26 protein-coding genes are annotated in these 22,593 nt (G+C 67.0%); 15 read left to right on the plus strand and 11 right to left on the minus strand.

The genetic code is table 11. The features are described 5' to 3' along the window. Positions 1 to 69: 69 nt before the first annotated feature. Together E3O39_RS07960 and E3O39_RS07965 are read right to left on the minus strand one after the other, a co-directional pair. Positions 70 to 345 carry a hypothetical protein gene (locus tag E3O39_RS07960; RefSeq protein WP_134450232.1) on the minus strand — a complete coding sequence of 92 codons (276 nt, stop codon included), beginning with the start codon at positions 343 to 345 and terminating at the stop codon, positions 70 to 72. After that, complete coding sequence (locus tag E3O39_RS07965) at positions 324 to 1,244, minus strand: DMT family transporter (protein WP_134450233.1); 921 nt, start codon at positions 1,242 to 1,244, stop codon at positions 324 to 326. The genes E3O39_RS07960 and E3O39_RS07965 overlap by 22 nt, the downstream gene beginning before the upstream one ends. Before the next feature lie 39 nt (positions 1,245 to 1,283). Between E3O39_RS07965 and E3O39_RS07970 the strand changes: the two genes are divergently transcribed. Beyond that, entirely contained in the window at positions 1,284 to 1,796 is a 513-nt protein-coding gene (locus E3O39_RS07970; protein WP_134450234.1) for a MarR family winged helix-turn-helix transcriptional regulator, read from the plus strand. 78 nt (positions 1,797 to 1,874) lie between these two features. Here E3O39_RS07970 and E3O39_RS07975 read toward each other — a convergent pair whose 3' ends face one another. Genes E3O39_RS07975 through E3O39_RS07985 form a run of 3 tightly spaced genes read right to left on the minus strand, consistent with a single transcriptional unit; the run spans position 1,875 to position 3,717 of the window. Beyond that, positions 1,875 to 2,630 carry a hypothetical protein gene (locus E3O39_RS07975; RefSeq protein ID WP_134450235.1) on the minus strand — a complete coding sequence of 252 codons (756 nt, stop codon included), beginning with the start codon at positions 2,628 to 2,630 and terminating at the stop codon, positions 1,875 to 1,877. Continuing rightward, a complete protein-coding gene (locus tag E3O39_RS07980; protein WP_174774589.1) occupies positions 2,627 to 3,088 on the minus strand; it encodes a DUF6114 domain-containing protein in 462 nt (153 codons plus the stop codon). Before E3O39_RS07980 ends, E3O39_RS07975 begins: the two co-directional genes overlap by 4 nt. A gap of 32 nt (positions 3,089 to 3,120) precedes the next feature. After that, on the minus strand, positions 3,121 to 3,717 hold the full coding sequence (locus tag E3O39_RS07985; protein ID WP_134450236.1) for a DUF6230 family protein: 597 nt from the start codon (positions 3,715 to 3,717) through the stop codon (positions 3,121 to 3,123). A 211-nt stretch (positions 3,718 to 3,928) separates the two neighbouring features. Between E3O39_RS07985 and E3O39_RS07990 the strand changes: the two genes are divergently transcribed. Next, on the plus strand, positions 3,929 to 4,540 hold the full coding sequence (locus E3O39_RS07990) for a TetR/AcrR family transcriptional regulator (RefSeq protein WP_134450237.1): 612 nt from the start codon (positions 3,929 to 3,931) through the stop codon (positions 4,538 to 4,540). Between the two features lie 19 nt (positions 4,541 to 4,559). Here E3O39_RS07990 and E3O39_RS07995 read toward each other — a convergent pair whose 3' ends face one another. Together E3O39_RS07995 and E3O39_RS08000 are read right to left on the minus strand one after the other, a co-directional pair. After that, positions 4,560 to 4,856 (minus strand): PGPGW domain-containing protein, encoded by a 297-nt coding sequence (locus tag E3O39_RS07995; protein ID WP_134450238.1) that lies wholly within the window; start codon positions 4,854 to 4,856, stop codon positions 4,560 to 4,562. 36 nt (positions 4,857 to 4,892) lie between these two features. Next, complete coding sequence (locus tag E3O39_RS08000) at positions 4,893 to 5,822, minus strand: hypothetical protein (RefSeq protein ID WP_134450239.1); 930 nt, start codon at positions 5,820 to 5,822, stop codon at positions 4,893 to 4,895. Positions 5,823 to 5,950: 128 nt separating this feature from the next. On the opposite strand from E3O39_RS08000, the gene E3O39_RS08005 reads away from it, so the two are divergent. Then, positions 5,951 to 6,646 (plus strand): CoA pyrophosphatase, encoded by a 696-nt coding sequence (locus tag E3O39_RS08005; RefSeq protein ID WP_134450240.1) that lies wholly within the window; start codon positions 5,951 to 5,953, stop codon positions 6,644 to 6,646. Positions 6,647 to 6,747: 101 nt separating this feature from the next. Here E3O39_RS08005 and msrA read toward each other — a convergent pair whose 3' ends face one another. Both msrA and E3O39_RS08015 read right to left on the minus strand, forming a co-directional pair. Further along, on the minus strand, positions 6,748 to 7,260 hold the full coding sequence (msrA, locus tag E3O39_RS08010; RefSeq protein ID WP_134450241.1) for a peptide-methionine (S)-S-oxide reductase MsrA: 513 nt from the start codon (positions 7,258 to 7,260) through the stop codon (positions 6,748 to 6,750). 119 nt (positions 7,261 to 7,379) lie between these two features. Then, positions 7,380 to 9,227, minus strand: a complete 1,848-nt coding sequence (locus E3O39_RS08015; protein ID WP_134450242.1) for a DEAD/DEAH box helicase — start codon at positions 9,225 to 9,227, stop codon at positions 7,380 to 7,382. Between the two features lie 141 nt (positions 9,228 to 9,368). On the opposite strand from E3O39_RS08015, the gene E3O39_RS08020 reads away from it, so the two are divergent. From E3O39_RS08020 to E3O39_RS08035, 4 genes are read left to right on the plus strand one after another with little or no spacing between them, the layout of a single operon-like run. Continuing rightward, on the plus strand, positions 9,369 to 9,758 hold the full coding sequence (locus E3O39_RS08020) for a metal-sensitive transcriptional regulator (RefSeq protein ID WP_134450243.1): 390 nt from the start codon (positions 9,369 to 9,371) through the stop codon (positions 9,756 to 9,758). Positions 9,759 to 9,806: 48 nt separating this feature from the next. After that, the gene (locus E3O39_RS08025) at positions 9,807 to 10,052 is read left to right on the plus strand and encodes a heavy-metal-associated domain-containing protein (protein WP_134450244.1); all 246 of its coding nucleotides are present in this window, start codon (positions 9,807 to 9,809) and stop codon (positions 10,050 to 10,052) included. Beyond that, entirely contained in the window at positions 10,049 to 12,352 is a 2,304-nt protein-coding gene (locus E3O39_RS08030; RefSeq protein ID WP_134450245.1) for a cation-translocating P-type ATPase, read from the plus strand. Before E3O39_RS08025 ends, E3O39_RS08030 begins: the two co-directional genes overlap by 4 nt. 14 nt (positions 12,353 to 12,366) lie before the next feature. Beyond that, a complete protein-coding gene (locus tag E3O39_RS08035) occupies positions 12,367 to 12,642 on the plus strand; it encodes an SHOCT domain-containing protein (RefSeq protein WP_134450246.1) in 276 nt (91 codons plus the stop codon). Between the two features lie 121 nt (positions 12,643 to 12,763). On the opposite strand, the gene E3O39_RS08040 is transcribed toward E3O39_RS08035, so the two are convergent. Continuing rightward, on the minus strand, positions 12,764 to 13,585 hold the full coding sequence (locus E3O39_RS08040) for a DeoR/GlpR family DNA-binding transcription regulator (RefSeq protein ID WP_134450247.1): 822 nt from the start codon (positions 13,583 to 13,585) through the stop codon (positions 12,764 to 12,766). A gap of 91 nt (positions 13,586 to 13,676) precedes the next feature. On the opposite strand from E3O39_RS08040, the gene E3O39_RS08045 reads away from it, so the two are divergent. From E3O39_RS08045 to E3O39_RS08065, 5 genes are all read left to right on the plus strand, one after another. Further along, complete coding sequence (locus E3O39_RS08045) at positions 13,677 to 14,324, plus strand: bifunctional 4-hydroxy-2-oxoglutarate aldolase/2-dehydro-3-deoxy-phosphogluconate aldolase (protein ID WP_134450248.1); 648 nt, start codon at positions 13,677 to 13,679, stop codon at positions 14,322 to 14,324. A 62-nt stretch (positions 14,325 to 14,386) separates the two neighbouring features. Beyond that, positions 14,387 to 15,682: an MFS transporter gene (locus E3O39_RS08050; protein ID WP_134450249.1), complete on the plus strand. Its 1,296-nt coding sequence runs from the start codon at positions 14,387 to 14,389 to the stop codon at positions 15,680 to 15,682. 91 nt (positions 15,683 to 15,773) lie between these two features. Beyond that, the gene (locus E3O39_RS08055) at positions 15,774 to 16,367 is read left to right on the plus strand and encodes an ATP-binding protein (RefSeq protein WP_134450250.1); all 594 of its coding nucleotides are present in this window, start codon (positions 15,774 to 15,776) and stop codon (positions 16,365 to 16,367) included. Between the two features lie 64 nt (positions 16,368 to 16,431). After that, on the plus strand, positions 16,432 to 18,120 hold the full coding sequence (locus E3O39_RS08060; protein ID WP_134450251.1) for a long-chain-fatty-acid--CoA ligase: 1,689 nt from the start codon (positions 16,432 to 16,434) through the stop codon (positions 18,118 to 18,120). Positions 18,121 to 18,192: 72 nt separating this feature from the next. After that, the gene (locus tag E3O39_RS08065; RefSeq protein WP_241985013.1) at positions 18,193 to 18,816 is read left to right on the plus strand and encodes a sugar O-acetyltransferase; all 624 of its coding nucleotides are present in this window, start codon (positions 18,193 to 18,195) and stop codon (positions 18,814 to 18,816) included. Positions 18,817 to 18,884: 68 nt separating this feature from the next. Here the strand turns inward: E3O39_RS08065 and E3O39_RS08070 are convergent, their stop codons facing one another. Beyond that, positions 18,885 to 19,529 (minus strand): YitT family protein, encoded by a 645-nt coding sequence (locus tag E3O39_RS08070; protein WP_134450252.1) that lies wholly within the window; start codon positions 19,527 to 19,529, stop codon positions 18,885 to 18,887. 60 nt (positions 19,530 to 19,589) lie between these two features. Here E3O39_RS08070 and E3O39_RS08075 point away from each other — a divergent pair, with 60 nt between their 5' ends. The 3 genes from E3O39_RS08075 (at position 19,590) to E3O39_RS08085 (ending at position 22,504) form a co-directional block, all read left to right on the plus strand. Then, complete coding sequence (locus E3O39_RS08075; protein WP_134450253.1) at positions 19,590 to 20,588, plus strand: LLM class flavin-dependent oxidoreductase; 999 nt, start codon at positions 19,590 to 19,592, stop codon at positions 20,586 to 20,588. A gap of 165 nt (positions 20,589 to 20,753) precedes the next feature. Next, a complete protein-coding gene (locus E3O39_RS08080; protein WP_134450254.1) occupies positions 20,754 to 21,059 on the plus strand; it encodes a hypothetical protein in 306 nt (101 codons plus the stop codon). Positions 21,060 to 21,208: 149 nt separating this feature from the next. Continuing rightward, positions 21,209 to 22,504 carry an MFS transporter gene (locus E3O39_RS08085; RefSeq protein ID WP_370294748.1) on the plus strand — a complete coding sequence of 432 codons (1,296 nt, stop codon included), beginning with the start codon at positions 21,209 to 21,211 and terminating at the stop codon, positions 22,502 to 22,504. The last annotated feature ends 89 nt before the right edge of the window (positions 22,505 to 22,593 follow it).

Consider the following 22,593-nt stretch of genomic DNA (forward strand, 5'->3'; position numbering starts at 1 on the left):
CTCCTCGAAGGCGAGGGCGATCCAGCATGCCCCGAGGAAACCGCCGCCGAGGCCGCCGAGGCCGGCGAATCAGAGGTCGAAGCGCCAGCGGTATGGCATCCACCGCCAGAATCCCTGCGCTGAACCGCCGGAGGCCGCCTCGGGATGGACCCACACCCAGGCCAGGTAGAACGACTTCTTGATCAGGGAGGCGAGCATGGTCGCAAGGAGGCCGCCCGCGATCACGCCGTAACTGCCGAGGAAGAGCCAGACCGCGGTCGACTGGTCTCCGCGCAACCCGTCCGGCCAGCCCCCGGCCATCATGCTGCGCACGGGCATGGCGATCAGGGCGACCCAGGCCGCCAACGGGAGCAGGAGCCACAGCGCATGCGCCCAGAGCGCGAGGGTCCGGTCGGCACCCGTCGCCGGCGTTGGCCGATCAGGACGCCCGCGACAACGAGACCCGCACCGATCAGCTGGCGCGCGCCGAAGGGCTCGGCGGCGACAAGCGTGCCCAGGAGCACCCCGGTGACGGGATTGAGGAGACCGACCAACCCGACCGTCGCCGCCGGCAGGTGCCGGAGACCCGAGAACCAGGCGACGAACGCGACGGCTGTTGCGATCACCGTGACGTACGCGAAGCCGGCCAGGGCCGGACCGTCGAGGGCGGGCGGCGGGCCTTCGACGAACGCGGCGAACGGCAGGAGCAGGAGTCCGCCGGCGACCAGCTGCCAGGAGGTCATCGCGATGGTGGACTCCCGGGCCGCCCATTTCCTGGCCAGGATGTAGCCGACCGACGACATCAGCATGGCGGCCACCGAGGCGAGTACCCCCACGGGATTCACTGCGCTGCCGCCGTCGAGGAGCAGGACGCACACGCCGGCGAATCCGGCACCCGCGCCGAGCGCGGCCGTCCAGGTCGGGTGTTCGGACAGCATCGGCCAGGCCAGGAGCAGGAGGACTCCCGCCGAACTTGCCATGATCGTGGCCGCAAGGCTCGAGGGCAGGAGGTGGGAGGCAATGTAGATGAGGACGAAGAACGCTCCGACATTCAGAGCCCCGAGTACCAGGGACTTCCACCACCAGGCGCCGCGGGGAACGGACCGCGCCAGCGCCAGCAGGAGGAGGCCCGCAGGCAGGGCGCGCAGCGTGCTGCCCCATAGCGGATAGTCGAGGGGCAGGAACTGCCGGGTGACGAAGTAGTTCGATCCCCAGGCGATCGGGGCGATCGCGGTGACGAGCAGCCAGCGCCATTTAGTTTCCATGGAAGCTACTATAACTTCCATGGAAGGTATAGTGGCAGTATGACGGAAGACGCATCGGATCGGGTCGCACGCATCCAGGCTGAATGGCGACGTGAACGCCCGGATCTCGACGTCGCCCCGCAAGCGGTCATCGGACGACTGCACCGGCTCGCCGCCCACCTCACCGGGGAGCTCGCGAGTGTCTATCGCGCCCACGATCTCGGGGAGGGGGAATTCGATGTGCTCGCTGCCTTGCGTCGCGCCGGCAGTCCCTACGAACGAGCGCCTCGTGAACTCGCCGACCATACGATGGTGACGACGGGCGCGATGACCAAGAGACTCGACCGGCTAGCGGCGGCCGGACTGATCGTGCGCAGGCACGTCGCCGGAGACGGTCGGCGCCGGGTCGTCGCGCTCACCCCCCGCGGCCTCGACGTCATCGATGCCGCGTTCGCAGACCACATGGACAATGAGCGACGCCTGGTCGACCAGCTCTCCGACGACGATCGTGACCGGCTCGAGGCGATCCTGACCCGGTGGTTGCGCGCCTACGAATCCCCGCTGCCGTCGTAAGCATCACCGGGAGAGCGCCTGATCCGCCAGCGCGGGGCCGGTCGCCTGAAGCGACCGGCCCCGCGTCCTGCCATGCGGTCAGCTCACGCTCTGGTGCACCTGGCTGTAGCCGATGGAATCCGCAAGGGTCCCGACGAGCCCGAGTGTCACGGAGCCGAGTGTCGACGGTAGCCCGCCCGGCGGGGGAGTGGCCGCTCCGAAGCTGACGCTGGTTCCGTCGGGCAGGGTCGTGGTGATCGAGTCCAGGTAGACCTGCACGTTGCCGTGCAATTCCATCCGCGGGGAGCTCGTCACGAGGCCGGAGCCGGATGTCGACCGCACGTCGATGACGGCGTCCGTCAGAACAATGTCATCGGCCACGATCCTGAGCGCGGGCACGGTGGTGCCGTCGGCGTGCGACACGGTCACGACCGTCACTGAGGCGAGCCCGGTGATGGTCATCGAGGATGCGCCGAGTTGAGCCGCCGGGTTGCCGAACACGGGTGCATTCGGGTCTGCCACGGCGACAACCGCCGCCGCGGCCGGGGTGTTCGGGCCCGGAGCCGTGACGCCCACGGTCGGACCGGTGGTGGGGACCGGGATCGGGGCAACGACGGGAGCCGGATCGACCGGAGCTGTCGGGACGGTGGTGGGGGTCGCATCCGTCACGGTTGGGTCAGCGGTCGTGCTCGGCGTCGGCGTCGGGACGCCGCAGTCCACGAGGAGCAGATCGCACGGCACGGCCTGACCCGGCGACGGCATCGCCGCCGCCCCGATCGCCGACAGCGACAGTACGAGCCAGACGCCGACGACGCGCGGTCGCAGATCGCGGGTGCGCCCGCGGTCGCGCATCACAGGGCACGCCGCGGACGCGAGCGTTCTTCGAAGAGCTCACCCAACTGGATGTCGGGCTCCTCGACCGGGCTCGCAAACAGCTCGACGGCGGTTCCCGCCCTGGCCGGCTTCGGCATCCAGGCGACGACCAGAATGCCGCCGATCGCGCTCAGGACCATCCCGATGAAGAATCCGCCGAGGTTGACGCCGACCAGCGAATAGATCGAGAACACCAGTGTGATCACCCCGTAAAAGATCCGGTGCGTGGGCATCGCGATCGCGAGGATACCGAGCAGCACCACGATGATCGGGATGATCATCGCCTGCATGCCTTCGATCCCGACCTGCACGTGGATCGTGCCGACGTCGAGCTGGCCGGAGAAGAACATCTCCACTCCGGCCAGCACGACGAGGATGCCACCGACGAACGGTCTCTGACGGCACCAGGCAGTGAATGTGGCCCACGTGCTGGTTTTCATCCGGTCTCCTCCGTGGTGACGGGGTGCTTCGATTAGAAGCACTCAGTTCCGTTGGTCAGCTGCAGGTGCATGCCGTTCAGGGTGAACACCGAGGCCTGGGTGCTCCATGCGGTCTGCTGAAGCCCGGCGACCTTGATCGTGTCGGCGTCCTGGGCGAAGTCGCCCGTGGTGCCCTTGGCCGCCGTCTTCACCGCGGCGGCGTCCACGCCGATGCGGATGTTGCCGAAGGTCGCGTCACCCTTGAGGTCGGTCATGCCGATCTGCAGGTCGGTCGCGGTGGCCGGCTTGCCGCCGCCGCCCGCACCGATGAGCAGGCCGACCTTGCCGAGCGGGGTCACGGCGACCACGGACTGGCACAGGTCGGCCAGACTCGCGGTCGCGATGTTCGCGATCGCGACGGGGTGGTACGTGCCGGTCTTGCCTTCCTGGGCGACGCCTCCGTACTGAGAGAAGCCCGTCCCATCGAGCTGGGAAGCGCTGATCTTGAACTGGCCTCCCGACACGGCGAACGAGACGGGGACGGCGCCGTTGGCCACCCCCGCCATGAGGACGGTGGACAGCAGGGCCACGGGAACCGCAGCGAGCACGATCCGTCCGGCGTGGGTGCCGGTGAGCTTGGTGAACTTCATAGATCCTCCTTGATCTGGGCAAACAGTCCGGCAGGTCGTTATTGACTCGCCAACCAATAAGCGCTGTTGACGAGTGTACTAATAGCCGGATTTGCGAAACATCACGGTTTGGCAACGCTTTTTGCGATCTGCTAACCGGGCACTCGCGTGGGAGTGCCCGGTTCGGGGGTGCCGAGGACGGCCCGCTGCCGAACGCGGATATGCTCTAACCATGGAAACGGAGCGGCGAACGCGGCTGACTCCGGACGAGCGCCGGGCCCAGCTGGTCGCGCTCGGAGTGAAGTCCCTCGCGGACCAGCCGCTGGAATCCCTCACCATCGACTACCTCTCCGCGCGGGCCGGCGTTTCCCGCGGATTGCTGTTCCACTACTTCACCTCGAAGAAGGGCCTGCACCGTGAAGTGGTGCGCACAGCCCGTGACGCCATGCTGGACGCCACAGAGCCTGCCCCGGAACTGCCGCCCCTCGAACGACTCCGCGACACCCTGACGCGGATCGTCGGTTTTGTCCGCGAGTACCGCGGGACATTCTTCTCCCTCGTGCGCGGTGTCGCGAGCGGCGACACCGAGGTGCGCGAGGTGCTGGAAGAAGCACGGGCGGCCCAGGCCGATCGCGTGATCACGGTCTTCCTGGAACTCGGAGTCGCGGACTCGGAGTTGCTTCGTCTCGCCCTGCGCTCCTGGGTCGGATTCGCCGAGGACATCCTCGTCGACCTCGCGCTCGACACCGAGATGCCCTCAGAGGAGATCGTGTCGTTCCTGGAGCGGAGCGTCACGGCGATCGCGGCATCCGTTGACCCGCAGGGCACGATCGCTCGCGAGTGACGTTCGTCGCGGATCCCGGTCAGTCCTGGCGGGCGTCCCTGCGCTCCTGACGCAGCTGGGAGACCTTGGCGGCACCCCGCTTGGCGAGGTCGTTTGCCCGGCGGCTGACCTTCTTGGCACCGTCGAACTCGGTGCCGAGCAGCGCGAGGCCGCCGAGGCTGATCAACGCGCCGGGCCCGGGGAGAGGGATGAGCACGACACCCAGCACGACGGTTCCCCCGCCGATGACACCGACGGAGGTGCGGTAGACGCGGTCGACCGTGCGGTTGCGCCCGATGAGGTCGCGGGCGGACTGGGCTACGGTTCTGACCGGCATGCGCCGATTGTAGCCGACCCGTCTGGGCAGGGAAGGTCAGGCCGCGTGGTCTGTACTGGGTCCTGTCGGGGCGAGATTCGACCAAAGGTGCCTCCGGGAGTACCCGGTTGCGCTCCCGTGACTGAACCAGATGATCGTCGCAAGATAGCCCCAGGTGAAGAGCTGGGACCCGAGTCCGGTGCTCCAGGTCGTTCCCGTCACCGCGTCCCAGCCGTTGAGGATTCCCAGGCCGACGGCTCCAACGGCCAGCCACGCGATCATGGTCTGAAACATGCTCGCGCTGCGCAAGGTCTCGGCGCGGAAGGCGTCGTCCCAGGCCTGCTCGAGGTCGGTACCCGCCGACTGGGCCTGGCGGAGGATCCGCCGTGATGCGAACCTGCCGGCCACGAGGCTGGAGCCCGCAACGACAAGAACCGGAAGCGCGGCGCTCTGCAGGAAGACGGCGAGATCGAGAACGCCGACGGACCCCAGCCAGAGGGCTGTGCCCGCGAGAACGGCCGCGACGATCACCAGCAAGGGGGCCGCGCGCAACCGTCCAGGGCTGACGTAATCGGCGAGAACGACCGCGGGCGACCGATCCGGTCGAGTGCCATTCATGGAGGGCAGGAATCGCGACTGTCGAAGGGTGAGACCCAGGTCGAGTGTGGACGCTCCTATCAGGGTCGCCGGCAGGGCGACCAGCCAGACGAACGGGGGCGAGGCGAGTTCCGGTCGCAGAAGGAGGATCACGGATGCCGCGAGCAGACCGGTCAGCGCACCGACGAGGACGACGGTTCCTGAGGTGCGAATCCGGCGGCGGACGGTGGCCGCCATCAGTTCAGTGCCGATCGGCAAACCGGTGGTGTGCCAGAACTGCAGAAAGCGCCGGTCCTGCGCCCCTCGGGTCCGCGTGACGAGTAGTGAGCCCAGGATCATCAGCCAGCCCACAGCGACGCAGACCCAGACAAAGACAGTATCGGATGACATGCGGCCCCCAGCACTCGCGATGCACAACAACTTAGCATTGGATATTGCATCGTGTTCAGCGGATTGAGGCGGGGGCATCCGTTGTGTCACCTTGGAGGACCTTCGTCGCGATTCTCTAGGCTGGGGTCATGCTCGACGTAACGGACGATCCCCGGGCGCAGCTCGCGGCTCTGTGCGAGCGCGGCCTGGACTGGCACACCGGGGTGACGCGTTCCCTGCCGGATGCGGCGCAGGCAAGGCACGCTGCGGTGCTCGTCCTCTTCGGGGTGCTCGACTTTTCGCCTGCCCAGTCACCGGTGCAGGGACGCGCGCGAGCGCAGGTCCCACGGGACCTCGACGTGTTGCTGCTGCGTCGTGCTGCAACGCTCGGGAGCCACCCGGGGCAGATCGCCTTCCCGGGCGGACGGCTCGAAGCCTCCGATGCCGGCCCGATCGCGGCCGCTCTGCGGGAGGCCGTCGAGGAGACCGGCCTCGACCCGGAGGGCCTCGAGCCGCTCGGCACCCTTCCGGCACTGCCCGTGCCGGTGAGCAACCACCTCGTGACCCCGGTGCCGGCCTGGTGGACGCGCGAGTCGGAGGTGGCAGCCGTCGATCACCTGGAGACGGTCGACGTCTTCCGGGTGCCCGTCGCAGACCTGCTCGACCCCGCCAACCGGGTGAGCACGGCTCACACCGTCGGGGGAGCCGCGTACCGTTCGCCGGCCTTCACCGTCGGCGGCCGGCTGATCTGGGGGTTCACGGCGATCGTGCTGTCGCGGATGTTCGATGAGCTCAGCTGGGCCGAGCCGTGGGACCTCGGCCGGACCGTTCGGCCGGACCTGTAGCCGCAGAGGTGTGGGCCGCTCCCGACCCCGGCAGTGGACGGGAGGTGCCTGAGACGAGCGCGGCCCCGGCGATCAGATCACCGGGGCCGCGAGTGCAGTTCTTAGACGGATGTCTCCGTGCGGGGGGGCAGGCGCCAGCCCGGCCGGACATAGTGGCAGGTGTACCCGGCGGGGTACTTCTCCAGGTAGTCCTGGTGCTCGTCTTCGGCTTCCCAGAAATCGCCAGCAGGCTCGACCTCGGTGACGACCTTGCCCGGCCACAGGCCGGAGGCGTCGACGTCCGCGATCGTGTCGCGGGCGACCCGTTCCTGCTCGGGCGTCGTGTAGTAGATGGCCGAGCGATAGCTGCGACCGACGTCGTTGCCCTGCCGGTTCTTCGTCGACGGGTCGTGGATCTGGAAGAAGAACTCCAGCAGCTCGCGGTAGCTGATCACCGCGGGATCGAAGACGATCTCGACGGATTCGGCGTGGTCACCGTGATGACGATAGGTCGCGTTCGGGGTGTCGCCTCCCGAGTAGCCGACCCGCGAGGAGATGATGCCGGGGCGCCGGCGCAGCAACTGCTGCGCTCCCCAGAAACACCCTCCGGCCAGGATCGCTTGTTCTGTACTCATGATTCCTCCACATACGTTGGGGTGACCGCCGGCTGCGTTCTCACGTCGCCCGCGGGTCAGTGGATAGAACACCGCTCGTGTCGCAGATGTTCCATCACCGCGCCGACGGCCTCCGAGCGCTAGTCGCGGCGGGGGTGGCGCGGGGCGCGGTCCTCGCGGCGCACCGGGCCGCTGTTGTCCGGCTGGATCTCGATGAGCTTGCCGCTGATCCGGGTTCCCACGAGACGATCGAGGACGTCCTGGGACAGGTTCTCTGGCAGCTCGACGAGCGAGTAGTCCGGGTTGATCTGGATGTGCCCGAAGTCCTCGCGGCTCAGGCCGCCCTCGTTCGCGATCGCGCCGACGATCTGGCGCGGCTCGACCTTCTGGCGCTTGCCGACCTCGATCCGGTAGGAGACGAGCGGGATGGTGCTGTCGCGGGGGCGCGGTTCGGGGCGCTCGCTCTTGCGCGGGCGGTCGTCGCGGTCCCAGCGATCGTCGCGTCCGCCACGGTCGTCGCGTCCGTCACGGCTGTCGCGGTTGTTGCGATCGTTGCGGGGCGCATAGCTGCCGCTGTCGTTGCGCTCGGAGCGTTCGCGTTCGTCGCGACGCTGGTTGCGGGCATCCTGCTCGGAGAGGAGCAGCGGGGTCTCACCCTGGGCGACGACCGCGAGAGCTGCGGCGACGTCGGCCTCCGGCACGTCGTACTGCTCGACGTAGTGGGCGATGATGTCGCGGAACCGGTCGACGCGGGCGGTCTGGCCCAGCGCCTCGGTGATCGCGTCGTCGAAGCGCGCCAGGCGGGTGATGTTGACGTCCTCGACACTCGGCAGCTGCATCTGGGTGAGCGGCTGGCGGGTCGCCTTCTCGATGGCGTTGAGCAGGTGACGCTCACGGGGTGTGACGAAGCTGATCGCGGCACCGCTCCGCCCGGCGCGGCCGGTGCGGCCGATGCGGTGCACGTAGGACTCGGTGTCGATCGGGATGTCGTAGTTGATGACGTGGCTGATGCGCTCGACGTCGAGGCCGCGAGCGGCGACATCCGTTGCGACGAGGATGTCGAGCTTGCCCGACTTCAGCTGCTCGACCGTGCGTTCACGCTGAGCCTGCACGACGTCACCGTTGATGGCGCTCGCCGAGTAGCCGCGCGCGCGAAGCTTCTCGGCGAGGGTCTCTGTCTCGTTCTTGGTGCGGGTGAAGACGATCATGCCCTCGAAGTTCTCCACCTCGAGGATGCGGGTGAGCGCGTCGACCTTCTGCGGGTACGAGACCATCAGGTAACGCTGGGTCGTGTTCGCCGAGGTCGTGGTCTTGGTCTTGACCGTGATCTCTTCGGCGTCGTGCAGGTACTTCTTGGCGATGCGCCGGATGGACGCGGGCATGGTCGCAGAGAACAGCGCGACCTGCTTGTCTTCCGGGGTGTCGGCGAGGATCGTCTCGACGTCTTCGGCGAAGCCCATCTTGAGCATCTCGTCGGCCTCGTCGAGCACGAGGTACTTCAGCTCGGACAGGTCGAGGGTTCCCTTGGCGAGGTGGTCCATGATGCGACCGGGAGTACCGACGACAACGTGGACGCCGCGACGGAGCGCGGAGAGCTGGACGCCATAACCCTGTCCGCCGTAAACGGGGAGGACGTGCACGCCGCGCATGTGCGAGGCGTAGCTTTCGAAGGCCTCGCAGACCTGGAGTGCGAGCTCGCGGGTGGGGGAGAGGACGAGGGCCTGCGGGTTCTTCTGCGCCATGTCGAGGCGGGACAGGATCGGCAGCGCGAACGCTGCCGTCTTTCCGGTCCCGGTCTGGGCGAGGCCGACGACGTCGCGGCCGGCGAGCAAGGGGGGAATGGTCGCGGCCTGGATGGCCGAGGGAGTTTCGTACCCGACGTCCTTGAGGGCTTTGAGCACGGCATCGGTCAGGCCGAGCTCGGAGAAGGTCTTCGCGACGAGGGCAGTTGCTGCCTCGCTCGGCGCTGTTGTATCAGGAGGCGTCATGTTATCAAAGGTAGTCGGTCGAAGCTCACCCCCCTATTAGGGAGACCGGGCCATCGGGACGAATCGGGCCGAATATGTACCATAGGGGGGTATCGGGTGTACCATAGGGGGGTATAAGGATCCGACGAGGAGGACAGCGCGATGACGGATATCAGTTCTACGGAGGTCGGTGCGACCGCGGTCGGTGCGACCGCAGCAGGTGCGACCGCAACGATCGCCGCCGAAGCGAGTGCAGACCCGCACAGCGGTCCGCATGGCTACATGTCCAACAAGGACGCCTACCTGAAACGGCTCCGCCGGATCGAGGGCCAGGCCCGCGGTCTGCAGGGCATGGTCGCAGACGACAAGTACTGCATCGACATCCTCACCCAGGTGTCGGCGATGACGAGCGCCCTGCAGGCGGTCGCTCTCGGCCTGCTCAACGACCACCTCAGCCACTGCGTGGTCGAGGCCGCCGTCAAGGGCGGCGACGAGGCCGACGCCAAGGTCAAAGAGGCCTTCGACGCCATCGCACGGCTCGTGCGGTCCTGAGCCACGGCTCACCCATTCACTACAAGGAACCAGAAAGAAGTGCATTCCATGATCGGACAGACGGAAAACGACCTCGGCATCAGCGAATACCAGGTGACGGGGATGACCTGCGCGCACTGTGTAGCGGCCGTGACGAAGGAGGTCGGCAAGCTCGCCGGCCCCGAGAACGTCGCGATCACCCTCGTTCCGGGCGGCACGTCCGTCCTGACGGTAACCGGCGCCCCTGTCGACCGTGCTGCCGTCGCAGCCGCCGTCGACGAAGCGGGTTACGAACTGGTCGCTGAGTCACGATGACCACCGAACGCGTCGACCTTCTCGTGGGCGGGATGACGTGTGCCTCCTGCGCGACCCGCATCGAGAAGAAGCTGAACCGGATGCCGGGAGTCGAGGCATCCGTCAACTACGCCACCGAAAAGGCGAGCGTCTCCCTGCCAGAGGGCACCACCGTCGACCAGGCCATCGCCGTGATCGAGGACACCGGTTATACCGCAGAGCGCCCGCGCCCGCCGGAGCCGACCGCCGGGACCTCTGGCAGCGCACCCGCTCCCACGGCGCAGGAGCTCGAGGTGGCGAGCCTGCGTCACCGCCTCCTCGTGTCGACGGCGCTCGCGATCCCCGTCGCCGCGATGTCGATGATTCCCGCCCTGCAGTTCACCAACTGGCAGTGGCTCGCCCTGACCCTCGCGGCGCCCGTCGCCGTCTGGGGCGCCTGGCCCTTCCACCGCGCCATGTGGATGAACCTCCGGCACGGCGCGACGACCATGGACACCCTGATCAGCATGGGCATCATCGCCTCACTCGGCTGGTCGCTCTACGCGCTCTTCTTCGGCACCGCCGGCATGCCGGGCATGCGGATGACGTTCAGCCTCACCGCCCAGGCCGGCGGCGGAGCGAACGAGATCTACCTCGAGGTCGCATCCGCGGTCACGGTCTTCCTCCTCGCGGGCCGGTACTTCGAGGCGCGCGCGAAGAAGCAGTCCGGGGCGGCGCTCACCGCCCTCCTCGAACTGGGCGCCAAGGAGACCGCCGTGCTCCGTGACGGCGTCGAGGTCATCGTGCCCACAGCATCCCTCGTCGTCGGCGACCAGTTCGTGGTGCGGCCCGGCGAGAAGATCTCCACGGATGGCGTCGTGGTCGAGGGCGTGTCCGCCATCGACGCGAGTATGCTCACCGGCGAAGCCGTGCCGGTCGAAGTCGGTCCGGGCGCCGTCGTCGTCGGGGCGACCCTCAACTCGGGCGGACGGCTCGTGGTCCGGGCCACCCGGATCGGCGCCGACACCGAACTCGCCCAGCTCGGGCGCCTCGTCGAGCAGGCCCAGACCGGAAAGGCCGACGTGCAGCGCCTCGCCGACCGGGTCTCCGGGGTGTTCGTGCCGATCGTCCTCGGTCTCTCCCTCGCGACCCTCGCGGTCTGGCTTCTGGTCGGTGCAACCCCCGTCGTCGCCTTCACCGCCGCCGTCGCGACACTCATCATCGCCTGCCCCTGCGCGCTCGGGCTGGCCACACCGACGGCGCTGCTGGTCGGCACCGGCCGCGGCGCACAGCTCGGCATCCTGATCAAGGGCCCGCAGGTGCTCGAATCCACCCGGCGCGTCGACACCATCGTGCTCGACAAGACCGGCACCGTGACCACCGGGCGGATGTCCCTGGTCGAGGCCGTCCCCGTCTCCGGGCTCGAGGCCGCCGAACTGCTCCGGTTCGCCGGGGCCGCAGAGGCCGGGTCCGAGCATCCGATCGCGAAGTCCATCGTGACCGGGGCGAGGGAACGGGTCGGTACCCTCCCGGCCGCCGAATCGTTCGCCTCCGCGGACGGCCTCGGAGTGCAGGCCGTCGTCGACGGTCGCCTCGTCGCCGTCGGCCGGCCGCGTTGGCTCACCGAGCAGTGGGGCATCGTCTTCACGCCCGACCTCGAGGCGGCGCTCGCCGCTGGCGAGGACAGAGGCGAGACCCCGGTCGCCGTGGCCTGGGACGGAGTGGCCCGCGGCATCCTCACCGTCGCCGACGCCGTCAAGGACACGAGCGCCGCCGCAATCGCCGAATTCCGCCGCCTCGGCCTCACCCCGGTGCTCCTGACAGGGGACAACGACACCGTTGCCCGGAACGTAGGCACCCTCGTCGGCATCGACGACGTGCGCGCCGGCGTGCTCCCCGCCGAAAAGGCCGAGGTCATCCGCGCCCTGCAAGCCGAGGGACGGGTCGTTGCCATGGTCGGCGACGGCGTGAACGACGCCGTCGCGCTCGCCACCGCCGACCTCGGCATCGCCATGGGCACCGGCACCGACGTCGCGATCGAGGCGAGCGACCTCACTCTCATCCGGAGCGACCTCGTCGCGGCAGCGGATGCCATCCGGCTGTCCCGGCGCACGCTCGCCACGATCAAGGCGAACCTGTTCTGGGCCTTCGCCTACAACGTGGCCGCGATCCCGCTCGCCATGCTCGGCCTGCTCAACCCCCTGATCGCCGGCGCCGCAATGGCGCTGTCCTCGGTCTTCGTGGTGAGCAACAGCCTCCGCCTCCGCGGTTTCCGCGGACTGACCCTGCCGGCCGCTGCCCCTCGTACCCCCACGGGTATGGCGAGTAGCGTGACGGTATAACGAAGGAGAACAGAATGATGTGGGGCAACGGGTACGGCATGGGATTCATGTGGTGGGTGTGGCCGGTCGGGCTGGTCCTGATCCTGGGCGTAGTCCTGCTCACCATCGTGACCATCCGGGTCTTCAGCAGCGGGAGCGGGACCCGTGCGGAAGGGCCGCAGGGCAACGTCCCTTCCGGGCCGGTCTCGACCGGACGCAGCGCGGCACGACTCCTTCTGGACGAACGTTTCGCACGCGGCGAACTCGACGCCGAGGAGTACCGGCACCGCGTGCAGGTGCTCGGGGAGTAGTCGACTCAGGCTCCGAATTCGCCGCCGCCGCGCCCGTTTCGGCAGACCTATGCCGCCGTTTCGGGCGCGCCCAACTTTAGGGGCGTCCTTCGTGCTGACCTCGGCGGTCAGGAGCCCAGCGTCAGTCTTGCGTTGCTGAAAGCGAGCGCTCTACTGGTGCAAGGTGGAGATTGACGCCCAGGCCTCTGATCTGATCCTGAGCATCGACCGGAAGCTCCTCGTCGGTGACGATCGCATCGAGCCTTTCGAGCGGGGCGACCAGGAACTTCGAGACAGTGCAGAACTTGGTGCTGTCGGCCAGCAGGAAACACGCCGACGCGGCCTTGAGAGCCGCCAACTTGATCTCGACCTTGTCGAGCGAGGGAGTAGTGACGCCGCGGGGAAGGCTCCACGTTCCCGTACTCAGGAAGAACAGGTCGAGGTTGATCGAGGAGAGCGTCTGGGCGGCCAGACGCCCGCAACTCGAGCCGCTGGAGGCATCGACGAGGCCACCGGTGTGGATCGTCTCGATATTGGGGTAGTCGAACAAACTGGTCACGACGTAGAAGTCATTTGTCACGACGGTCACGTTCTTGCGCTCCCGGAGGAACGGGACAATGGATTGGCAGGTCGTACCGGCGTCCAGGAAGATGACCATTCCATCCTCGACGAAACCGGCGCCGAGTTCGGCGACGGCCTGTTTCCGGGGGAGTTCCAATTGCGCGCGAGAAACTCGCTCGCGCGGCGGCTCTCTGCTTGTCCAATCGGCGAGACGCACACCTCCCTGCACCGATGTGACGAGGCCGCTCTCCTCCAGGGCGGCAATGTCCCGGCGCACAGTCATGTGCGACACATTCAGGAGGTCGGTGAGGTTTCGGATACCGAGAACACCCTGGGCGCGCAGAACGCGAAGTATCTCCTGTTGGCGCTGCTCGGGGATCAGTGGCATAAGAGAGGCGCTCATGGCCCTGCCTTTCTGGTGGGTACACCCCTCAGCTTAACTTAATTTCACATATGTGTCACACGTTTGCACATTTGGGGTACTCTGTTAAACAATGTTAAAGAAATATGCAACTTTAGAAGCCATCGTCCAGACCGGCGCCGTCCTCATCGTGCGCCTCAATGATGCCGAGGAAGCGTTCGCAGTATCGGAGGCCGCCATCGCAGGCGGATTCCGCGCACTCGAGATCACACTTTCGGTGCCCGGAGCCCTGGGAGTAATCGAGAGACTGTCGGCGAAGTACGCGCACCAGGGCGTGGCAATCGGTGCCGGAACCGTGATCGACGCCGAGTCCGCATACGCGTCCATTTCCGCCGGTGCCCAGTTCCTGGTGAGCCCACAGCTCAACCCGAAGATGATCGCCCTCGCCAATCGATATCAGGCGGTGACGATCAGTGGCGCGTTCACCCCGACTGAGATCCTCGACACTCTCGAGGCCGGCGCAGACATCGTCAAACTCTTCCCTGCCGAGATCGCCGGACCTCAATATGTGCAAACGATCCTTGCGCCTCTGCCTCAGGCGCCCATACTGCCTGCCGGCGGAGTCACCAAGGACAACGTCAAGGCCTGGTTCGACGCTGGTGTCACCGCAGTGGGCGTCGGGAGCTTCGTGACGAAAGCCGCCCAGGCCGATGGCGACTACTCGAAGGTCACCAGCGCCGCCGAAACCTTCCTTGCCGCGATCAGCGAAGCCCGCAAGTAACCCCCTCAATCACCAAGAAGGCCGACGATAATCGTTGGTCAGATCACAAAGGAGTGAACCCCATGACCAAGTTGTCTATGGAGGCTGATTCATCCGCACTGGTAGAACCGAAAAGCGTCAAGATCCGCTGGTTCTTCATCGCCCTGCTCGTTCTCGGTGGCATCGTCAATTACCTCGACCGGGGCACGCTCAGCATCGCGAACACCACTATCGCTGCGGAGTTCCACCTGAACGCCATCGAAATGGGACTTCTGCTCTCCGCATTCGCGTGGCCGTATGCCATTGCGAACCTGCCTGCCGGCTACCTCGTCGATAAGTTCGGTCCGAAGCGCATGTACGCATGGGCGGCGATCGCCTGGTCGGTTGTATCCATGGCCACTGCCCTGGCGAACTCGTTCACGTTCATCTACGTGATGCGAATGGCCCTGGGCATCTCGGAATCCCCGTTCTTCACGTCGGGACTGAAGGTCTCCGACCGCTGGTTCAACAAAACCGAGCGCGCCCTGCCCGTGTCGATTGTGAATACCGGCTCGCAGATCGCTAACGCGATCGCGCCGCCGCTGCTGACGTTCCTGCTCCTGACGATGAGCTGGCGAGGCATGTTCGTGATGGTCGGCGCACTCGGCATCGTGGTCGCCGCAATCTGGATCAAGATCTACCGTGACCCGACGGCAATGGAAGAGATCCGCATCAAGGGTGCGGCGCTCCACGAGGAGAACCACCCCAAGGACAAGCAGGTTGGTTGGGGCGACCTTCTCAAGCACCGCAACACCTGGTTCATGATCATCGGAGCCTTCGGTATCTTCTACACGGTCTGGGTCTACCTGACCTGGCTCCCGAGCTACCTGCAGACCGCGCGCGGGTTCAGCCTCAGCCAGACCGGCTGGCTCGCCGCGCTGCCCTTCCTCTGCGGCATCATCGGCGTCCTGGCCGGCGGTATCATCTCAGGAAAGGCCATCAAGAGGGGCATACCCACCATCAGGGCGCGCAAGATCCCGATCGTCGGTGGTGCCCTCCTGGCAGCCGTCGCGGTCCTGCCGGTCGCATACGTCGACAACACGCCGCTCGCGATCACTCTTCTCTGTATCGGGTACTTCGCAGCGCAGGTCCCCATCGGAGTCATCTGGACGCTGGCCGCCGACCTCGCAGAGAAGAACCAGGTGGCATCGCTCGGCGCCATCCAGAACTTCGGTGGATTCCTGGGCGCCGCACTGGCCCCCATCGTCACCGGCTACATCCTGAACGCGACCGGGGGCAACTACACCCTCGTATTCGTGATCGGTGGGATCATGCTGCTGGTCGGTGCACTCTCCTACGGGTTCTTCGTCAAGGACCGCCGCCCGCGCATCACCGCCTGACCATCGCCCTGTGGGGCCCGGCCAAGCGCCGGGCCCCACAATCCAGGCCGATGAGCACATCAATTCACTGAAGAAGAGATAGTTGCAGACCATGAAGCCCAAAGTATTCTTTGTCGTCGGACCCGCAGGCTCCGGCAAATCGAGCGTGAGCAAATTCATCGCCCGACAGAACCACGCGGCGTACATCGACAAGGACACCGCGACAACCGGTTTCACCGAGCTCCTGCTGGAATTGCATGGATTCGACAAGAACGAGCGAGACAACAACGAGTATTACCAGACGGTCATCATGCCGCTGGAGTACGAGACGATCCTCAAGCTCTGCCGCGACAACCTGGCCCTCGGGAACTCGGTGGTCCTCGACGCGCCGTTCGGCAAGTACTTTTCGAACGAAGACTTCCTCACCGAAGTGCATGCGAGGTATTACTGGCCAGAGGCCGAGAAGATCGTCGTTCACGTGCACGTGGACGGTGAAGAGATGCGGCAAAGGCTCATCAATCGGGGCTATCACCGCGACGAGTGGAAGTTGCACAACTGGGACGCATTCTGGGCCAAGGCGCAATCCGTGGACTGCGCCTGGAAGTCGGCCCACCACGTGGCGTTCAACAACAACGGCGACGGGATCGACACCACCGAATTCGATCGGGTGATCGAGGGCATCGACGCCGAGATGGCGAGGCTCTAGCGACCAAAGGCGGGGTGTGCCGTGTCGCGCGCGGCCGGGGAGCCGTTCGCGGGAGGATGGGAGCATGGCCAACACTGAGCAACAGCCCTGGGTAAAGAACTACCAACCGGGGGTTCCTGCCGAAATCGACCTTCCGGCGGAGTCGCTCGTCGCCATGCTCGAACGGTCCGTCGCCGAGGCAGGAAGCCACCCGGCCCTCGAGTTCTTCGGACGGCGGACGACCTACACCGAGCTCGGTGAGCAGATCGACCGCGCGGCGGAGGGCCTCCGGCACCTCGGCGTCCGCGCCGGAGACCGGGTCGCGCTCCTGCTGCCGAACTGCCCCCAGCACGTGGTCGCGTTCTACGCGGTGCTGCGCCTCGGCGCGGTCGTGGTCGAGCACAACCCGCTCTACACCTCGCGGGAACTCCGCCACCAGTTCGAGGACCACCAGGCCCGCATCGTGATCGCCTGGGACAAGACGGTCGCGGCGATCCGCGCCTTCCCTGCCGACATCGAGATCGACCACATCATCTCTGTCAACCTGTTGATGGCGTTCCCGACGATCAAGCGCCTGGCCCTGTACCTGCCGGTCAAGAGCCTGCGGGAGTCCCGCGAGGCCCTCACCGGTTCCGCGCCCGGCACGATCGCCTGGAAGGAACTGCTCACGCACGGTCGCATCGACCCGGAGCACCCGCATCCGTCGGTCGACGACCTTGCCGCCATCCAGTACACCTCCGGCACCACGGGCCGTCCCAAGGGTGCGATGCTCACCCACTTCAACCTGTATTCGAACGCGCTCCAGGGCGAGGCGTGGATGCACGGAGCCGAGTATCGCAAGGAGATCTTCTACGCGATCCTGCCGATGTTCCACGCCTTCGGCATGACGCTCTACCTGACTTACGGCATCCGCAAGCAGGCGCTGCTCGTGCTGTTCCCGAAGTTCGAGCCGGGGCTGATCCTCGCCGCGATGAAGAAGTCGCCCGCGACCGTCTACTGCGCCGTTCCGCCCATCTACGAGCGCACCGCCCGGGCCGCGCAGGAACAGGGCGTCTCGCTGCGCTCCTGCAAATACTGCATCTCCGGCGCGATGAACCTGCCCGCGCACGTCGTCGAGCTCTGGGAATCGGTCTCCGGCGGCCTTCTTGTCGAGGGCTATGGGATGACCGAATCCTCCCCGGTCGCCCTCGGCAACCCGTTCTACTCCACCCGCCGTCCCGGCACGATCGGGGTGCCGTTCCCCTCGACCCTGATGAAGGTCGTCGACCTGGACGACCCGAGCATGGAAGTAGCCCAGGGGCAGCCGGGGGAGCTGTTACTCAAGGGCCCGCAGGTCTTTCAGGGGTACTGGAACAACCCGGACGAAACCAAGAAGGCGCTCTTGCCGGGCGGCTGGCTGCGCACCGGCGATATCGTCACCGTGGACGCCGACGGCTTCACGACAATCGTCGACCGGGCCAAGGAACTCGTCATCACCGGCGGGTTCAACGTCTCACCCACCGAGGTGGAGACGGCGCTGCGGCTGCACGCGTCCATCAAGGACGCCGCGGTCTTCGGCAAGCCGCTCGAGCGCGGCGGGGAGATGGTCGTCGCAGCCGTCGAACTCGAGCCCGGCGCGACCCTCGACCAGGAGGCCCTGCGCGCGCACTGCCGTGAACTGCTCGCCGCATACAAGATCCCGCGCCGCATCGTGCAGATCGACGACATGCCGCGGTCGATGCTCGGCAAGATCCTGCGCAGGCAGGTGCGCGAGCAGGTGCTGCCGCTGCTCTGAGGCGGATCGTATCCGCCACCCGTTTGTTGTTATCGCAAACAAATACCCGGGATGCGGTTTAGGATTGTCCACGTGGACCTCACCGAACGACCGACCCCCGATCCCGACCGCTCCGAATTCGACAAGATGGTCGCGGGGGACTGGTACCGCTACCGGTCCGGCCCCGAGCTCGCCGAAATGACGAACAGCACCCAGCGCACCTGCCGTCGGATCACGGCCCTCTACGACGAGGACAGGGAGGCCGCATACGCGCTGCTGACGGGCATGCTCGGCACGGCGGGGGAGAACCTCGACTTCCGGCCGCCGATGTACCTCGACTACGGATCCCGCCTGCACATCGGCAGGGACACCTTCATCAACGGGGACTTCCTCACCCTGGGCGGCGGCGAGATCACGATCGGGAACAACGTGCTGATCGGGCCGAGCGCCCGCCTCTACACGCCGATCCACGCTCTCGACGTCGACGAGCGCCGCGCGGGCTACGAGCGCGTGCTGCCGATCCACATCGGCAACGACGTCTGGCTCGGCGGCAACGTCGTCGTATGCCCCGGGGTCACGATCGGTGACGGCAGCGTGATCGGTGCCGGGTCCGTCGTGACCAAGGACGTGCCGGCCGGGGTCATCGCCGTCGGCAACCCGGCCAGGGTCGTGCGCACGATCGGCAAGCCGGAGCAGGCCACGGGCGAAGGCGAATAGAGCCGCACCTCGCCGAGTGGCCCGAGTGGCCCGGCGAGCCCGAGACCACCCGCAGCGGATGCCGCGGCTCAGGTGCCGAGGTAGCGTCCCGGCCGGTGGTTGAGCGCGAGCACGAGGTTGAGCACGATCGCGCCCGCCGCCGAGAGGGCGACGTTCAGCGGTGCGACGACCGTGATCGCGGCGACGACGACGGTCACGTCGAACACCATCTGCACATACCCGGCACGCCAGCCGAGGCGCTCCTGCAGGAGCAGGGCGAGGATGTTGAACCCACCCAGGCTGGCCTTGTGGCGGAACAACACGATCAGCCCCACCCCGATCACGAGGTTGCCGAACAACACGCCGTAGACCGGATTGAGGTGCTCGATCCCGAGGGCGTACGGGTGCAGGGACGAGAACGCGGAGACGAGCGCGACCGCGATGACGGTGCGCAGCGTGAAGTTCCAGCCCTTCTTCCAGAGAGCGAGGGCGAAGAACGGCACGTTGATCGCGAAGAAGAACACACCGAACGGCACGGGAGCCGCGTAGCTCAGCAGGAGCGCGAGTCCCGCCGTGCCGCCGGTCACCGCCGCGCTCGCCTTGAGCAGGAACAGCCCGAACGACGCGAGGAGGGTGCCGGTGAGGATTCCGAGAACGTCCTCGACCGCCGAATGGCGCGGCGCGACATCCGTGTTGAGTGTTCTGGGCTCGACGGCCAGGGGAGATTTCGGCATTATGCAAGTCTGCACGATGGCACGGGTAACGTTTCGCACCCGTGCGTGGTTGTCCACGGTATGACTGTTGCCCTGTCCATTCTTGACCTCGCTCCGATCGCACCCGGGCAGACTGCCAGGGAGAGCTTCGCGGGAAGCGTCCGCCTTGCGCAGACCGCCGAGAAGCACGGCTATACCCGTGTCTGGTACGCCGAACACCACAACATGCCGACGATCGCGTCCTCGGCCACGAGCGTCCTCGTCGGCCATGTCGCGGGCCAGACGTCGACCATCCGGCTCGGCTCCGGCGGCGTGATGCTGCCCAACCACTCTCCGCTCACCATCGCCGAACAGTTCGGCACCCTCGCCGAGCTCTACCCTGGGCGGATCGACCTGGGCCTCGGCCGCGCCCCGGGCAGCGACCAGACTACCGCGCGGGCGATGCGTCGCGACCCCCGCGCCTCCGACCAGTTCCCCCAGGACGTGATGGAGCTCCAGGCCTACCTGCGCGGCGAGTCGATCGTGCCGGGGGTGCAGGCCATCCCCGGTGCCGGCACCAACGTGCCGCTCTACATCCTCGGCTCCTCGCTCTTCGGAGCAGGCCTGGCCGCGGCGCTCGGCCTGCCGTACGCCTTCGCCTCCCACTTCGCGCCGGACGCCCTGCACGAGGCCATCGCCCTGTACCGGCGCGACTTCACGCCCTCGGCGCAGCTCGCCGAGCCGCACGTGATCGTCGGTGTGAACGTGATCGCCGCAGACGACCGGGCGGATGCCGTCCGACAGTTCGAGGAGACCCGGCGGAACCGGGTGCGCGGCATGCTTACGCGCGGTCCGGCGTCGCCGGAGTACACCGACCAGCAGGTCGACGCCTTCCTCATCACTGCGGAAGGGCGTCAGATCGCGAATATGATGCGCTACTCGGCCGTCGGCGATCCAGCAGACGTGCGGGTCTTCCTCGACGACTTCGTCGCCTCGACCCACGCCGACGAACTGATCATCGCGCACGCCTCGCGGGACATCGAGGCTCGGCTGCGCTCGGTCGAGCTGACCGCCGGAGCCATGAACGGCGTGACCGTCTGACCGATCCCGGCGCCTTGGATTCTTCGCATGGGAGGGTCCTCCTAAAAGGGGACTATCCGATTCCGGCAGGCGGTGGCGTTAATGTCAGCCACGAGTCGAGAGGTTCCATGAGCTGCCCGGGGTCACCGGTAGCCCCGGCCGACCGTCGTGAGAGCCGGAGATCCGATGTCGCACCCCGCAGTCCAAACCACCCGCCGCCGCACGCCAGCTGTCGCCTCCCTGTCGCTTCGCCTGATTTCCCGGGACGACGCGATCAGGACGATTCGCCTCGTCGTCGTGCGGTGCGAGGATGACAGCCTGCAGGAGATCCGGTTCCGCGACCAGGTGATCGGCTTCATCCGCCGGGACGAGCCGTTGTTCCGCGCGCTCAGCGGCACCCAGCTCGACGGGGCGTGTGAACGCGGACACTCCCTGCTCTGGGACAAGGCGGCGGCTCTCCTCGTCGACGCAAGCGGGCTGCTCCCCGCCTGACCGTGCATTCGGCGCGGGCGCGACCGGTCGTGGAGCGCGGGCGTCGCTGGGGAGCGTAGCGTGGAGCAGACCCGATCGATTTTCGATCGTGGGTAGACGCAGGGCATTTCTTGACTTCACCCGCGGATCTTTTCCCGCCCACCACTCCCATTCCGGTGAACGAAGGCCCCCGCCCGTGGCGCCAGACCCTCGACTCCCTGAGCGTTCCGAACTTCCGCCTGTTCACGGCGTCCAACGCGGTGGCCATGACCGGCACCTGGATGCAGCGCATCGCCCAGGACTGGCTCGTGCTGCAACTGACCGGCAGCGTCGCGGCCGTCGGGGTGACCGTCACGATGCAGTTCGCTCCGATGCTCGCCTTCGGCCTCTTCGGCGGCGTGATCGTCGACCGTTATTCGAAGCGGATGCTGCTCATGCTCACCCAGTCAGCGGCCGCCCTGCTCAGCGCTGTCCTCGCGGTGCTCACCCTCACCAACACCGTGCAGGTCTGGCAGGTCTGGGCGATCGCCTTTCTGGTCGGGCTCGTCACCGTGATCGACAACCCCACCCGTCAGGTCTTCGTGAACGAGATCGTCGGCCCGCGCTACCTCCGCAACGCGATCACGGTGAACTCGACGGTCTTCCAGCTCGGCGCGCTGATCGGGCCGGCCATCAGCGGTGCCCTGATCGTCGCGGTCGGGTCCGGCTGGTCCTTCGGCATCAACGCCGCCGCGTGCCTGCTGACCGTCCTCGCCCTGACCAGGCTCGACGCCTCCGCGCTGTACCGCACCCCGACGGCTCCGCGGCAGAAGGGGCAGCTCATCGAGGGCCTGCGCTATGTCGTCTCGAAGCCGACCATCCTCTGGCCGATCGTGATGCTCGCCTTCCTCTCCGTCTTCTCCCTCAACATGCCCGTGCTCCTGGCTGCATACGCCGACCACGTCTACAAGGTGGGCGCAGGCGGCTACGGCCTGTTCAACACCCTGATCGCCGTCGGCGCGGTCGCGGGTGCGCTCGCCTCGACACGTCGGGCCAACATCCGCTTGCGGACGGTCATCGTCAGCGGCGGAGTCTGGGCCCTGATCCAGGCGAGTTCCGGCCTGATGCCCACCGAGATCAGCTTCGGGGCCGCCCTCATCGTCACGGGCATCGCGAACCAGTTCTTCTTCACCGCGGGCAACCCACTCGTGCAGATGTCGTCCAACGTGCGGGTGCGCGGGCGGGTCATGTCGGTCTGGGTGCTCGTGCTGCTCGGCGGCCAGGCGATCGGAGGGCCCCTGATGGGCTGGATCGTCGAGTCCTTCGGCCCGGACACCGGGATGCTCGTGTCCGGCCTCGTGCCCGCGCTCGCCGCGGTGGTCATCGCCCTGATCCTCGCGCACCGGAACGAGCTGCACCTGACGGTGCGCCTCCGCCGACGCGGGCGCCCGGGAGAGCACTGGGGCGGCTCGAACCTAAGCTCCTGACCGGCCCCCGTGCCCGTCCCGTTCCTGCCCAGCGCCAGCCCGTGCGACCGGACCCTGGACAGAATCGAATCTCGCGCCCGTTACGGTTG

Source organism: Cryobacterium sp. MDB2-A-1 (genome assembly GCF_004402675.1).
Taxonomy (GTDB): Bacteria; Actinomycetota; Actinomycetes; order Actinomycetales; family Microbacteriaceae; genus Cryobacterium; species Cryobacterium glucosi.

Coding starts and splice junctions, on each gene's coding strand:
- E3O39_RS07965 (WP_134450233.1), bottom strand. CDS start 1,244: ATGGAAACTAAATGGCGCTGGCTGCTCGTCACCGCGATCGCCCCGATC.
- E3O39_RS07970 (WP_134450234.1), top strand. CDS start 1,284: ATGACGGAAGACGCATCGGATCGGGTCGCACGCATCCAGGCTGAATGG.
- E3O39_RS07980 (WP_174774589.1), bottom strand. CDS start 3,088: ATGAAAACCAGCACGTGGGCCACATTCACTGCCTGGTGCCGTCAGAGA.
- E3O39_RS07985 (WP_134450236.1), bottom strand. CDS start 3,717: ATGAAGTTCACCAAGCTCACCGGCACCCACGCCGGACGGATCGTGCTC.
- E3O39_RS07990 (WP_134450237.1), top strand. CDS start 3,929: ATGGAAACGGAGCGGCGAACGCGGCTGACTCCGGACGAGCGCCGGGCC.
- E3O39_RS07995 (WP_134450238.1), bottom strand. CDS start 4,856: ATGCCGGTCAGAACCGTAGCCCAGTCCGCCCGCGACCTCATCGGGCGC.
- E3O39_RS08000 (WP_134450239.1), bottom strand. CDS start 5,822: ATGTCATCCGATACTGTCTTTGTCTGGGTCTGCGTCGCTGTGGGCTGG.
- E3O39_RS08005 (WP_134450240.1), top strand. CDS start 5,951: ATGCTCGACGTAACGGACGATCCCCGGGCGCAGCTCGCGGCTCTGTGC.
- msrA (WP_134450241.1), bottom strand. CDS start 7,260: ATGAGTACAGAACAAGCGATCCTGGCCGGAGGGTGTTTCTGGGGAGCG.
- E3O39_RS08015 (WP_134450242.1), bottom strand. CDS start 9,227: ATGACGCCTCCTGATACAACAGCGCCGAGCGAGGCAGCAACTGCCCTC.
- E3O39_RS08020 (WP_134450243.1), top strand. CDS start 9,369: ATGACGGATATCAGTTCTACGGAGGTCGGTGCGACCGCGGTCGGTGCG.
- E3O39_RS08025 (WP_134450244.1), top strand. CDS start 9,807: ATGATCGGACAGACGGAAAACGACCTCGGCATCAGCGAATACCAGGTG.
- E3O39_RS08030 (WP_134450245.1), top strand. CDS start 10,049: ATGACCACCGAACGCGTCGACCTTCTCGTGGGCGGGATGACGTGTGCC.
- E3O39_RS08035 (WP_134450246.1), top strand. CDS start 12,367: ATGATGTGGGGCAACGGGTACGGCATGGGATTCATGTGGTGGGTGTGG.
- E3O39_RS08040 (WP_134450247.1), bottom strand. CDS start 13,585: ATGAGCGCCTCTCTTATGCCACTGATCCCCGAGCAGCGCCAACAGGAG.
- E3O39_RS08045 (WP_134450248.1), top strand. CDS start 13,677: ATGTTAAAGAAATATGCAACTTTAGAAGCCATCGTCCAGACCGGCGCC.
- E3O39_RS08050 (WP_134450249.1), top strand. CDS start 14,387: ATGACCAAGTTGTCTATGGAGGCTGATTCATCCGCACTGGTAGAACCG.
- E3O39_RS08055 (WP_134450250.1), top strand. CDS start 15,774: ATGAAGCCCAAAGTATTCTTTGTCGTCGGACCCGCAGGCTCCGGCAAA.
- E3O39_RS08060 (WP_134450251.1), top strand. CDS start 16,432: ATGGCCAACACTGAGCAACAGCCCTGGGTAAAGAACTACCAACCGGGG.
- E3O39_RS08070 (WP_134450252.1), bottom strand. CDS start 19,529: ATGCCGAAATCTCCCCTGGCCGTCGAGCCCAGAACACTCAACACGGAT.
- E3O39_RS08075 (WP_134450253.1), top strand. CDS start 19,590: ATGACTGTTGCCCTGTCCATTCTTGACCTCGCTCCGATCGCACCCGGG.
- E3O39_RS08080 (WP_134450254.1), top strand. CDS start 20,754: ATGTCGCACCCCGCAGTCCAAACCACCCGCCGCCGCACGCCAGCTGTC.